This is a genomic window from Paenirhizobium daejeonense, from assembly GCF_014280875.1.
In the GTDB taxonomy this organism is placed as follows: Bacteria; Pseudomonadota; Alphaproteobacteria; order Rhizobiales; family Rhizobiaceae; genus Allorhizobium; species Allorhizobium daejeonense.
Window position 1 is genome coordinate 64707 of the sequence record NZ_JACLAL010000003.1, and the last position, 11910, is coordinate 76616.

General features: G+C 62.8%; 11 protein-coding genes. 4 read left to right on the forward strand and 7 right to left on the reverse strand.

Going from position 1 to position 11910, the window contains the following annotated elements:
- Positions 1–10 precede the first annotated feature (10 nt).
- Genes H4I99_RS07230 through H4I99_RS07240 form a run of 3 tightly spaced genes read left to right on the forward strand, consistent with a single transcriptional unit; the run spans position 11 to position 2690 of the window.
- Positions 11–1042: an ABC transporter ATP-binding protein gene (locus H4I99_RS07230; protein WP_099059025.1), complete on the forward strand. Its 1032-nt coding sequence runs from the start codon at positions 11–13 to the stop codon at positions 1040–1042.
- Positions 1039–1893 carry an ABC transporter permease gene (locus H4I99_RS07235; RefSeq protein ID WP_163901238.1) on the forward strand — a complete coding sequence of 285 codons (855 nt, stop codon included), beginning with the start codon at positions 1039–1041 and terminating at the stop codon, positions 1891–1893. Before H4I99_RS07230 ends, H4I99_RS07235 begins: the two co-directional genes overlap by 4 nt.
- Complete coding sequence (locus tag H4I99_RS07240; protein WP_099059023.1) at positions 1890–2690, forward strand: ABC transporter permease; 801 nt, start codon at positions 1890–1892, stop codon at positions 2688–2690. Before H4I99_RS07235 ends, H4I99_RS07240 begins: the two co-directional genes overlap by 4 nt.
- A 637-nt stretch (positions 2691–3327) precedes the next feature.
- Here H4I99_RS07240 and mmsB read toward each other — a convergent pair.
- From mmsB to H4I99_RS07275, 7 genes are all read right to left on the reverse strand, one after another.
- Positions 3328–4203, reverse strand: coding sequence for a 3-hydroxyisobutyrate dehydrogenase (mmsB, locus tag H4I99_RS07245; protein WP_163901236.1), 876 nt, complete (start codon positions 4201–4203; stop codon positions 3328–3330).
- 24 nt (positions 4204–4227) lie between these two features.
- Complete coding sequence (locus H4I99_RS07250) at positions 4228–5823, reverse strand: GMC family oxidoreductase (protein ID WP_163901234.1); 1596 nt, start codon at positions 5821–5823, stop codon at positions 4228–4230.
- Positions 5824–6028: 205 nt separating this feature from the next.
- Positions 6029–7036, reverse strand: a complete 1008-nt coding sequence (locus H4I99_RS07255) for a branched-chain amino acid ABC transporter permease (RefSeq protein WP_163901232.1) — start codon at positions 7034–7036, stop codon at positions 6029–6031.
- Position 7037: 1 nt separating this feature from the next.
- Positions 7038–7925 (reverse strand): branched-chain amino acid ABC transporter permease, encoded by an 888-nt coding sequence (locus H4I99_RS07260; protein ID WP_112829236.1) that lies wholly within the window; start codon positions 7923–7925, stop codon positions 7038–7040.
- Positions 7926–7929: 4 nt separating this feature from the next.
- Positions 7930–8631 (reverse strand): ABC transporter ATP-binding protein, encoded by a 702-nt coding sequence (locus tag H4I99_RS07265; protein ID WP_113340873.1) that lies wholly within the window; start codon positions 8629–8631, stop codon positions 7930–7932.
- Between the two features lies 1 nt (position 8632).
- Positions 8633–9415, reverse strand: coding sequence for an ABC transporter ATP-binding protein (locus tag H4I99_RS07270; protein WP_163901230.1), 783 nt, complete (start codon positions 9413–9415; stop codon positions 8633–8635).
- 15 nt (positions 9416–9430) lie between these two features.
- Positions 9431–10633: an ABC transporter substrate-binding protein gene (locus H4I99_RS07275; RefSeq protein WP_163901228.1), complete on the reverse strand. Its 1203-nt coding sequence runs from the start codon at positions 10631–10633 to the stop codon at positions 9431–9433.
- A gap of 169 nt (positions 10634–10802) precedes the next feature.
- Between H4I99_RS07275 and H4I99_RS07280 the strand changes: the two genes are divergently transcribed.
- Positions 10803–11741 carry a LysR family transcriptional regulator gene (locus H4I99_RS07280; RefSeq protein ID WP_163901226.1) on the forward strand — a complete coding sequence of 313 codons (939 nt, stop codon included), beginning with the start codon at positions 10803–10805 and terminating at the stop codon, positions 11739–11741.
- The last annotated feature ends 169 nt before the right edge of the window (positions 11742–11910 follow it).

An 11910-nucleotide genomic window follows, 5' to 3' on the forward strand; every position in this document is an offset into this window, starting at 1 on the left:
CGGAGACATGATGTCCGGACTGTCGCTCAACGATGTCACGAAACAATTCGGCCCCTTCACGGCGGTCGACAACGTGCAATTGAACGTACCGCACGGTACTTTTGTCTGCATGCTCGGCCCGTCCGGCTGCGGCAAGACCACGCTGCTTAGGATGATTGCCGGCCTTGATCTTCCGACCGGCGGATCGATCGTGCTGGATGGCGAAGACATCACGCAGGTCCCGACACACAAGCGTAATCTCGGCATGGTCTTCCAGTCGCTGGCGCTGTTTCCGCACCTCACCGTCGGCGAGAACATCGCCTATCCGCTGCGTATCCGCGGCATCGGTCGCGAGGAGCAGGTGAAGCGCGTGGAGGAACTGCTCGCCATGATCCACCTGCCGGGTTATGCCGACCGTCCCGTGACCAAGCTTTCCGGCGGCCAGCGGCAGCGCGTGGCGATTGCCCGGGCGCTCGCCATCTCGCCCAAGCTCTTCCTGCTCGACGAGCCGCTTTCCGCCCTTGACGCCAAGCTGCGCGAGGCCATGCAGGTTGAACTGCGCAAGCTGCAGCAGCAGCTCGGCATCACCACCATCGTCGTGACCCACGACCAGCGCGAGGCCATGACCATGGCCGATACAGTCGTGGTGATGAACGGCGGCAAGATCCGTCAGGCGGCAAGCCCGATTGAGATCTACCGCAAGCCGGCGGACCGCTTCGTCGCGGACTTCATCGGCTCCACCAATCTTCTGCCGCTGACCATCGAAAGCGGTCGCACGCTTGTGCTTGGCCAGCCGGTCGAAGGCATCGCGGCCAGTGGCCAGAGCGCCTGCAGCCTTTCGGTTCGTCCCGAAGACGTCCGTCTTTCCGCTCCGGGTGAGGGGCGTCTTTCCGGGCGCGTAACCTTCATCCGCGATCTCGGCGGCACCATCGAGACATTCATCGACGTTCGAGGCTCCGAAGTGATCGCGGTTTCCACGCCGCGCGAGCGGCCGGTGGTCAGCGTCGGACAGGAAGTCGGCGTGGTGATCGATCCGCAGACGGCCGTGGTGCTTCCAGCATGAGGCGCGAACCCCCGCAAAAAGCGCTCGACTATGCGCCGCTCGCCTTTCCGGCGGGCATGCTGATCCTGTTCTTCGTCGTGCCCTTCGGCACGATGATCGCCGTCAGCTTCTTCAAGCGGCAGCAGGGCGGCTTTTACGAGCCGGCCTTCGTGTTCGACAACTACGCCCGCTTCATCAGCCCGTTCTTTGCCGGCGTTCTCGGTTTCTCGCTGATGCTGGCGATCTCGGTCGCGGTGGTCTGCGTCGTGCTTGGCATACCCTTCACCTATCTCCTGACGCGCATGTCGCGACGTGCGCAGGTCGTGTGGCTGGTCGCGCTTTTGTCGATCCTGTCGCTCTCGGAAGTCATCATCGGCTTTGCATGGTCGACGCTGTTTTCGCGCACGGCCGGCATCACGAACCTGCTGGTCATGATCGGCCTCATGGAAAAGCCCATGGCGCTGATGCCGAATTTCGGCGCGGTGCTGACCGGTATGACCTATCAGGCGTTTCCCTATACGGTGCTGGTTCTCTATCCCGCGCTGGTGCGGCTCGACCCGACGTTGACGGAAGCCGCGCGGACACTCGGCGCGTCGCCGATCCGCGCCTTCTTCACCGTGGTTGTGCCGGCGCTGCGCAACACCATCGTCGCAACGATGATCATGGTCTTCATCTTCGCGCTCGGCTCCTATCTTCTGCCGCAGATCCTCGGCCGGCCGCAGCACTGGACGCTGTCGGTGCTGATCACCGATCAGGCGATCTACCAGTCCAACATGCCGTTTGCCGCTGCCATGGCGGTGTTCCTGGTGCTTGTCACGCTTGGCATGGTGGCGCTCACGCTCTTCATCGGACGCAAGGGAGAGGCAGCATGAACAAGGTGCTGACGCGGATCTATTTCGTCCTGATCGCGATCTTCCTCGCCGCTCCGATCGTCGTCGTCGCCGGTGTGTCGGTCAACGAGAAGCAGAGCCTGACCTTCCCGCCGCAGGGCTTTTCGCTTGCGTGGTACGGGGCGATCTTCGCCGATGCCGGCTGGCGTTCGGCCTTCTTCGCGTCCCTCGGGCTGGCGCTCGCGTCCGCGGCGCTTGCTGTCGTCATAGCGCTTCCGCTGGCATGGTTCCTGTGGCGCCGGCTCGCCCCCTGGGCAAACATCTTCCAGATCCTCGGCATCGCGCCGTTTACGCTTCCGCCTGTCATCACGGCGCTCGGTCTTCTGACCTTCTGGGCGACGACGGGGTTCTACGGCCAGCCATGGACGGCGGTCATCGGTCACGCGATCTTCTTCGTGACGCTGCCGCTCGTGACGCTTTCGCTCGGCTTTTCGGCCATCGACCGCTCCCTGGTCGAGGCGGCCTCGACCATGGGCGCCGACGACAAGACGGTGTTCCGCACCGTCGTCCTGCCGCTGATCCGGCCCTATCTGGTGTCCGGTTACGCCTTTGCCTTCGTGCTGTCGCTCAACGAATACATCGTTGCCTACATGACGGTCGGCTTCACCATGGAGACATTGCCGATCAAGATCTTCAACGCGCTTCGCTATGGCTACACGCCGACGATGGCCTCGGTGACAATCCTGTTTGTCGTGGTTGCGGCGTTGATCTTCGGTCTCGTCGCGCGATTCGGCGATCTGCCGAAACTTCTGGGCGCGATGGCGGCCGACGACCGCTGATCGATGGCTTGTTTCGACTGCCGGCGGTGCGAATTGTTGCCGGTGGTCGTTTATCTTGCGGAAACCAAGAATTTTATCCGCATTTTATCAATTCATTCAGATTTGCGGCCTAACCATTTCATCGTTCCGGGACGGGAGTCCGCGCATGAAGTTGCGGATGGTGACAAATGGGGAATGGGGCACATGACGTGCGCAGGACGAACCGCGTTCATCGCGGATGCAAGCGGGTCCATGGATCCGTGGCCGGATACCGGCCGAAAGTCCCTGCAGGGCAGGGATATGACAGTTTTCGCCAAGCGCTTGGAGCGCAGGCCTTCTCAATTCCACATCGGACGGTTAACCGGTCGCTCAGCGCTGCCAGACGCATGCGATGCGCGCGGCCTGCAACCCAGCCGACAGCCCATCACCGTGTGGTGAGGTTTCGATAGACGTGATCGGTTCTCTGTTTTCAGGGGACTGGTACGGCATCTATCGATACCGTTTCGCACCGCATGGCGAACGGCCTCTGGCCACGGTAGATGCCGTGGGAGGAATCTGGCGCCCCCACCCCCCTAGTCGGGTTCCTCCTATCCTATTCCAATGGTACGGCCGGCATGAGAAAGCTCAGCCGGCCGTATTTGTTCCATGACGTTGTGGATCAGCCCCGCAGCATCTCGATGATGGCGGAGAAATCCCGGCCGCCATGTCCCTGCTTGGCGAAGAGATCGAACAGTTGCGCCGCTTCGGCCCCGAGCGGGGTGGCTGCGCCGCAGCCAAGTGCTGCTTCCTGCGCGAGCTTCAGGTCCTTCAGCATCAGGGCCGCTGCAAAGCCCGGTCTGTATTCGTTGTTGGCGGGAGAGGTCGGAACAGGGCCGGGGACCGGGCAATAGGTGTTTATCGACCAGCACTGGCCCGACGATGTCGATGCGACGTCGAACAGCGCCTGGTGGGAGAGGCCGAGCTTCTCCCCGAGCGCGAAGGCCTCGCATACCCCGATCATCGAAATGCCAAGGATCATGTTGTTGCAGATCTTGGCTGCCTGTCCCGCGCCGCTTCCGCCGCAATGAACGATCTTCTTGCCCATGGCTTCGAGAAGGGGATGGGCATTGGCGAATGCGCCGTCGCTGCCGCCGGCCATGAAGGTGAGGGTGCCGGCCGCCGCTCCGCCGGTGCCGCCGGAGACCGGCGCATCGAGCGATATGCAGTCGGCTGCGGCCGCCAGTTCATGGGCGCGGCGGGCACTGTCCACGTCGATGGTCGAGCAGTCGATCAGCAGGGTGCCGGGCTTCACCGTCTTTACGAGATCGCCCCAGACCGAGAGGACGTGAACGCCCTTCGGCAGCATGGTGACGACGGCCTCGGCATCGGCGGTCGCCTCATCGAGCGATGTGGCCGGTGCAACGCCGTAGCCTGCCGCCGCCAGAAGAATTTCCGAGGACAGGTCGAAGCCCTTCACCCTGTGGCCTGCCTTGACCAGATTGGCGGCCATCGGGCCGCCCATGTTGCCGAGACCGATGAATGCGATGTTCGTCATTTCGTGTTTCCTTCCTTCGCGGGTTCAGCGGTTGTCCGCCAGGATCATTTCGGCCGCCTTTTCGGCGATCATGATTGTCGGGGAATTGGTGTTGCCGGAGGTGATGGTCGGCATGATCGAGGCATCCGCAATCCTGAGCCGTTTCAGCGCCCGCATCCTGAGGCGGGGATCGACCACGCTTTGCTCGTCGGAGCCCATGCGGCAGGTGCCGACCGGATGGAAGATGGTCATGCCGATGTCGCCTGCGGCGTGGGCCAGTTCCTCGTCGGTTCCGTAGCGGGCACCGGGCTTGAATTCCTCGGGGCGATAGCGGGCGAACGACGGCTGCTCTGCAATCCGCCGCGTCAGCCTGATGGCTCTGACCGCGATCTCGCGGTCGGCGGGGGTGGAGAGATAATGCGGCGCGATCACGGGCTTGGCGGCGAAGTCGGGAGCGCTCAGATGCACCGAGCCGCGGCTTTCCGGGCGAAGATTGCACACACTTGCGGTGATCGCCGGAAAGGGGTGAACAGGCTCGCCGAACTTTTCCAGCGTCACCGGCTGGACGTGATATTGCAGGTCCGGCGTTTCCTTATCGGGGCCGGAGCGGGTGAAGATGCCGAGCTGGCTCGGCGCCATGGCCATGGGGCCAGATCGTTTCAGCAGATATTCCAGCCCGATCGCGGCCTTGCCATAGAGGCTCGATGCCTTTTCGTTGAGCGTCGGAACACCGGTGACCTTGAAGGCCATGCGGAGCTGCAGGTGATCCTGCAGGTTTTCGCCGACGTCGCGTACCTCTTTCACCACATCGATCCCTGCCTGCTGCAACACGTCGCCGCGACCGATGCCGGAGAGTTCGAGGATCTGCGGCGAGCCGATGGCGCCGGCAGAGAGCACGGTCTCGCGGCGGGCCATGAAGCGTTTCGCCACGCCGTCATGATACACCTCGACGCCGGTGACGGCGCCGTCCTCGATCAGCAGACGCATGACGTGGGCCTTGATCAGCACCGTCAGGTTGCCGCGCTTGACGGCGGGACGCAGGAAGGCCTTGGCGGTGTTCCAGCGGATGCCGGAGCGCTGGTTGACGTCGAAATAGCCGGAGCCCTCATTGGTGCCGCGGTTGAAGTCGGCGGTCTCGGGGATGCCGGCCTCTTTCGCCGCCTGCTGGAAGGCTTCGAGCACCGCCCAGCGGACGCGGGCCTTTTCGACGCGCCATTCGCCGCCGGCACCATGCATCTCGTCACCGCCCTTGTAGAAATCCTCGGATTTGCGGAAGAGGGGCAGCACATCGTCCCAGCCCCAGCCGTCGCAGCCCATCTGCCGCCACTGGTCGTAATCACGGGCCTGACCGCGCATGTAGATCATGCCGTTGATCGAGGAGCAGCCGCCGAGCACCTTGCCGCGTGGATAGCTGAGTGAACGGCCGTTCAGGCCTTCCTCCTTCGCCGTGGTGAAGCACCAGTCGGTTCGCGGATTGTTGATGCAATAGAGATATCCGACGGGAATATGGATCCAGTGATAATTGTCGGATCCCCCGGCTTCCAGCAGCAGGACGCGGTTGTTCCTGTCGGCGGACAGCCGGTTGGCCAGGACGCATCCCGCCGAGCCGGCGCCGATGACGATGTAGTCGTAAGTCTCCATGTCTCACTCCGCAGGGTACCGTCGCGCGAACGTGCGGTTCGCGCAGCGGCATTCCGATATGTTGTGTCGATATGCCTGAGCCAGCGGGATGCCGGCCCTGGCCTGAAGCGCATCGCGATCCTTCAGATTCGCTCCCTGCGCTTCAATTCTTTGCTTTCCTGCATGTCGTTGCCACAAACCGCAGCCCGTTCTTGCGGGATATGTTTTATCGCCGGTATTCGAAGCCGAGTTTGCGGCCGATCCGGGATGCATAGAACTCGCCGACGATGCCGCGCCGGAAGAGCAGTACGCAGACCATGAAGACGATGCCGGTGATGATGGTGACCGGGAAGCCGGTGGTCGCGAGATAGTTGCCGAGCGTCACCACGAGGCCGGCGCCGACCAGCGGGCCGATCAGCGTGCCGATGCCGCCGAGCAGGGTCATCAGGATCACCTCGCCGGACATCTGCCAGGTAACGTCGGTCAGCGTGGCGAACTGGAAGACCAGCGACTTCACCCCGCCGGCAAGGCCCGCCAGCGCCGCCGACATGACGAAGGCGCCGAGCTTGTAACGGGCAACGGAGTAACCGAGCGACACGGCGCGCGCCTCGTTTTCACGGATCGACTTGAGGATCATGCCGAAGGGTGAGTTGATGAAGCGCCAGATGATGAGGAGGCCGATGATGAAGACTGCCAGCACCAGATAGTACATGTTCAGCGACTGCGAGAGGTCGATGAAGCCGAACAGGCGGCCGCGCGGGACGGACTGGATGCCGTCCTCGCCATGGGTGAACCCGGCCTGCAGGCAGAAGAAGAAGAACATCTGCGAGAGCGCCAGCGTGATCATGGCGAAGTAGATGCCCTGCCGGCGAATGGCGAAGAAGCCCATGATGAGGCCGAGAACGGCAGCGCCCAGTACACCCGTCAGAATGCCGAGTTCCGGCGAGAACCCCCATTCCTTCACCGCATGGGCGGTGAAGTAGGCCGCGCCGCCGAAGAAGGTGGCGTGGCCGAAGGAGAGGAGGCCGGTATAGCCGAGCAACAGGTTGAACGCGCAGGCAAACAGCGCGAAGCACAGGATCTTCATCAGGAAGACCGGGTAGAGGAAGAAGGGTGCCAGGATCAGCAGGATGAGGCCGATGGCGATGAGGACAGTGCGCGCGACCGCAGCCGTGCCGCTTGCAGCGGCTGCCGATGGTGCCGGAGTGGTTGTCGTTGTTGTCGAATGAGCCATGTCACGCATCCCGACCGAAGAGGCCCGCGGGCCTGATGAGAAGAACGATCGCCATGATGACGAAGATCACGATGTTGGAGGCTTCCGGGTAGAATACCTTTGTCAGCCCCTCCGCGATACCCAGCATGTAGCCGGTGAGGATGGCGCCCATGATCGAGCCCATACCGCCGACCACGACCACCGCGAAGACGACGATGATGATGTTGGACCCCATCAGCGGCGACACCTGATAGACCGGAGCGGCCAGCACGCCCGCGAAAGCTGCGAGCGCCACGCCGAGACCGTAAGTGAAGGTCAGAAGCACCGGCACGTTGACGCCGAAGGCCTGCACCAGCGTCGAGTTTTCCGTTGCGGCGCGAAGGTAGGCGCCGAGCTTGGTCTTCTCGATCAGCAGCCATGTGCCGATGCAGACGACGAGCGAGACGACGACCACCCAGCCGCGATAGATCGGCATGAACATGAAGCCGAGATTGGTGCCGCCGGAAAGGGCCGATGGCGTCGCATAGGGCTGGCCGGACGAGCCGTAGAGGTAACGGAAGGTGCCCTCGATGGTCAGCGCCAGGCCGAAGGTGAAGAGCAGGCCGTAGAGCGGATCGAGATCGTAGAGACGCCGCAGGAACAGGCGTTCGACAATCGCGCCGAGGATGCCGACGATCAGCGGCGCAAGGATCAGCGCCGGCCAGTAGCCGATGCCGAGAAAGGTCAGCAGCAGATAGGCCACGAAGGCGCCGAGCATGTACTGCGCGCCATGGGCGAAGTTGATCATCCTGAGCAGGCCGAAGATGATCGCCAGCCCGAGCGACAGCAGCGCATAGAAGGAGCCGTTGATCAGGCCGATCAGCAATTGCCCGAGAAGGGCCTGGAGGGGAACGCCGAATATCATCGTCATGGCATCAGACCCCCAACACTTTATGGAGCATGTCCATGCGTTCGGGCAGTTCGCCCACCTTGAATTCGGCCACCATCTGGCCGTGCTCCATCAGGTAGAAGCGGTCGGCGACGCGGCTTGCGAAGCGGAAATTCTGTTCGACCAGAAGCACGGTCATGCCTCTCTGCTTGAGTGTCTTCAACACCTCGCCGATGCGCTGCACGATGACGGGGGCAAGGCCTTCCGTCGGTTCGTCGAGCAGCAGCAGGCGGGTGCCGGTGCGCAGGATGCGGGCGATGGCGAGCATCTGCTGTTCGCCGCCGGAAAGGCGCGTGCCCGGGCTGTTCCTGCGTTCGTGGAGATTGGGGAAGAGCTCGAAGATCTCGTCCAGCGTCATGCCGCCCTTGGCGACTTCCGGCGGTAGCATCAGGTTTTCGAGCACGTTGAGCGTCGAGAAGATGCCGCGTTCTTCCGGCACGAAGCCGATGCCGTGATGGGCGGTGCGGTGCAGCGGCACCTGCATCATGTCCTTGCCGGCGAAACGGATTTCGCCCTTGCGAGCCCGGACGATGCCGGTGACGGTGCGCAGTGTCGTCGTCTTGCCGACGCCGTTGCGGCCGAGAATGGTGACGGTCTCGCCTTCGCCGACATTCATGTCGACGCCATGCAGGATGTGGCTTTCGCCGTACCAGGAATTGAGGTTGCGGACTTCCAGAAGTGCCGTCATGTCAGGCCTCCTCCGTGCCCATATAGGCCACGCGGACGCGCGGATCGTTGCTGACCGTCTCGTAATTGCCCTCGGCGAGGATCTCGCCTCGCTGCAAGACCGTCACGTGATGGCAGATGTTGGCGACGACCGAGAGATTGTGCTCGACCATCAGGACGGCGCGGGTTCTTGCGACTTCACGAATGAGGTCAGCAATGACGCTGACGTCTTCCTGCCCCATGCCGGCCATCGGTTCGTCCAGCAGCAGGACCTTCGGATCGAGCGCGAGCGTGGTCGCAATCTCCAGGACGCGCTTACGCCCGTAGGAGAGGTCCGCCGCGACGATGTCGCGCTCTTTCGCAAGGCCGACGCTGGCCAGAAGCTGTTCGGCCCGCTCGTTCAGGGTGTCGAGCGCGGCAAGCGGCCGCCAGAACTGATGGGCAAGGCCATTCGGCCGCTGCAATGCCACGCGGACATTGTCGAGCACGGTGAGGTGCGGGAAGACTGCCGAGATCTGGAAGGAGCGAACGAGTCCCATGCGCGCCACCTTGTCGGGTGGTGTGCGGGTGATGTCGGTGCCGAGCAGATTGATCGTTCCGGCCGAGGGCTGGAGGAACTTGGTCAAGAGGTTGAACACGGTCGTCTTGCCGGCCCCGTTCGGGCCGATCAGTGCGTGGACCCGCGCGTGATGGACGTCGAGATCGACATCGCGCACGGCGGTGAAGCCGCCGAAGTCGCGGCGGAGACCGCGGGCGGACAAGACCACCCGCGACTCCTCATTGATGTGTGCCGTAGCGTTCGTCATCGCGACCGGCCGGGCTTACTTGACCAGCTCGCAACCGCTCTTGGCGGGATCGATATAGGCCTCCTTGCCCGGAATGGTGGCGAGCACGTTGAAGTAATCCCAGGGCTCCTTGCTGTCGCCGGGCTTCTTCACTTCCAGCAGGTACATGTCGTGGAACATGCGGCCGTTCGGGCCGACGCTGCCGCCCTTGGCGAAGACGTCGTCCACCGGCAGTTCATGCAACTGCTTGGCAACGGCTTCCGTCTCGTCGGTGCCGGCCTTGTCGATCGCCTTCAGGTACTGCAGCACGGCCGAATAGGTGCCGGTGTGGATCATGTTCGGCATCTTGCCGGTGCGCTCGAAGAAGCGCTTGCCGAACTTCTGGCTCTCCTCGTCGCGGTTCCAGTAGAAGCCTTCCGTCAGCGTCAGGCCCTGTGCTGCCTCAAGCCCGAGGCCGTGCACTTCGGCAAGCGTGAAGAGAAGGGCTGCAAGGCGCTGGCCGCCCTGGGTGATGCCGAATTCAGCGGCCTGCTTGATGGCGTTCTGGGTATCGGCGCCGGCATTGGCGAGGCCGATCACCTTAGCGCCCGAGGACTGTGCCTGCAGCAGGAAGGACGAGAAGTCGGTTGTGGCGAGGGGGTGGCGAACGGAACCCACTACGTTACCGCCTGCCGACTTCACGAAGTCGCCGGTCTGTTGTTCGAGCGAGTAGCCGAAGGCGTAATCCGCGGTCAGGAAGAACCAGCTGTCGCCGCCCTGCTTCACGAGCGCGCCGCCGGTGCCGACTGCAAGCGCATGGGTGTCATAGGCCCAGTGGAAGCCATAGGGGCTGCACTGCTTGCCGGTGAGTTCGGTGGTGGCCGCGCCGGTTACGATATCGATCTTCTTCTTTTCCTTGGCGATGGCCTGAACGGCGAGCGCAACGGAAGAGGTGGTCAGTTCCATGATCGCGTCGACCTGGTCGGTGTCGAACCACTGGCGGGCGATGTTGGAGGCGATGTCGGCCTTGTTCTGGTGGTCGGCATCAACGATCTCGACTGGAACGCCGAGCACCTTGCCGCCGAAATCCTCGACCGCCATTTTGGCTGCTTCGACGGAGGACTTGCCGCCGAAGTCGGCATAGACGCCGGACTGGTCGTTCAGGATGCCGATCTTCACCTTGCCATCGGAAGCATCGGCAAGCGCCGCCGTGCTGCTTGCCAAAAGAATAGCCATAGACGCGATGAGCTTGTTTCGCATTTGATCTCCTCCCAGAGTGCAGGTGCGAGCCTGTTCAAAATTGACCAGCCGCCCTCCTCAGAACGGCATGTCAGGAATGCATGATCCCGGAAAGTCCCGGTTGACGCAAGCGCATGGCTTAACTAATTGCAAACAGGGTCTGTTCGTTTTTGAACAGATGGGAGGGGCGATGAGCAACGGACATTTTACCTGGGACGACCTGCAATTCTTCCTCGCGGTTGCCCGGACGGGCCAACTTTCGACAGCCGCCCGGCAGCTCAGGACCAGCCATGCTACGGTGTCGCGGCGGATCGACCGGCTGGAGTTTGCGCTGAAGGTGAAGCTCTTCGAGCGCAATCCGCGCGGCTATGTGCTGACCGGCATGGGCCAGCGTTTCGTCGAGACGGCGGAGAAGATCGAGCAGGAGACGGAGCGGCTGCAGGCCGAGCTTGAAGGCGGTGCGACCGCCCAGCGCGGCGTCGTCAGGCTTTCTGCGCCGGAGGGTTTTTCCAACTTCTTCTTCAGCCACACGCTGACCGATTTTTTCGTCCGTCAGCCGAACATCTCGCTGGAACTGGTGACGATCCAGCAGATCATGGCGCTGTCGCGCAAGGAGGCAGATCTCGCGGTCGTGCTCGATCCGCCGAAGGCCGGTCCCTATTTTTCCGAGAAGCTGACCGACTACCATCTGCAGATATATGGGACGCGGGGGTATCTGGAGGCGCGGGGGGTGCCGAAGACCCGCGACGACCTGCTGGAGCACGCCTTCATCGGCTATGTGCAGGACATGATCTTCGCGCCGGGACTGGACTATCTCGGCGACATTCATCCGAAGATCAGGCCGAATTTCCAGAGTTCGAGCATCTTCTCGCAGCTGACCGCGACCCGCAGCGGGCTCGGGCTTTGCGTGCTGCCGCTCTTCATCGCCCAGCAGTATCCGGAGCTGCAGGTGGTGCTGGAAGACGAGGTGGACCTGCTGCGCCACTACTGGATCGCCTGTCATCATGACCTCAGGCAAGTGGCGCGCATCCGCTCGGTTATCGAATTCCTGCGGGAATCGGTTCAGGCGAATGTGAGCGGGTTCATCGGGAATTCGGGGGCGAAGGTTGGGCTGGTGTCACGGGGGTGAGGTTGCGCCTTGCGCGCCCGATGGCGTTGCGTTCCTTGGTACCCCCCTCTGCCTTGCCAGGCATCTCCCCTCAAGGGGGGAGATCGGCAGAACGGCTGGTCTTCGGCTTCCCAACCTCTGTTCGCCAAGATCCCAAGACACTTGTTTTGTGGGGATCGAGCGGTGTCGG

Bases quoted from the DNA above. Each gene is read 5' to 3' on its own strand.
- H4I99_RS07230 (WP_099059025.1), top strand. From the start codon at position 11: ATGTCCGGACTGTCGCTCAACGATGTCACGAAACAATTCGGCCCCTTC.
- H4I99_RS07235 (WP_163901238.1), top strand. From the start codon at position 1,039: ATGAGGCGCGAACCCCCGCAAAAAGCGCTCGACTATGCGCCGCTCGCC.
- H4I99_RS07240 (WP_099059023.1), top strand. From the start codon at position 1,890: ATGAACAAGGTGCTGACGCGGATCTATTTCGTCCTGATCGCGATCTTC.
- mmsB (WP_163901236.1), bottom strand. From the start codon at position 4,203: ATGACGAACATCGCATTCATCGGTCTCGGCAACATGGGCGGCCCGATG.
- H4I99_RS07250 (WP_163901234.1), bottom strand. From the start codon at position 5,823: ATGGAGACTTACGACTACATCGTCATCGGCGCCGGCTCGGCGGGATGC.
- H4I99_RS07255 (WP_163901232.1), bottom strand. From the start codon at position 7,036: ATGGCTCATTCGACAACAACGACAACCACTCCGGCACCATCGGCAGCC.
- H4I99_RS07260 (WP_112829236.1), bottom strand. From the start codon at position 7,925: ATGACGATGATATTCGGCGTTCCCCTCCAGGCCCTTCTCGGGCAATTG.
- H4I99_RS07265 (WP_113340873.1), bottom strand. From the start codon at position 8,631: ATGACGGCACTTCTGGAAGTCCGCAACCTCAATTCCTGGTACGGCGAA.
- H4I99_RS07270 (WP_163901230.1), bottom strand. From the start codon at position 9,415: ATGACGAACGCTACGGCACACATCAATGAGGAGTCGCGGGTGGTCTTG.
- H4I99_RS07275 (WP_163901228.1), bottom strand. From the start codon at position 10,633: ATGCGAAACAAGCTCATCGCGTCTATGGCTATTCTTTTGGCAAGCAGC.
- H4I99_RS07280 (WP_163901226.1), top strand. From the start codon at position 10,803: ATGAGCAACGGACATTTTACCTGGGACGACCTGCAATTCTTCCTCGCG.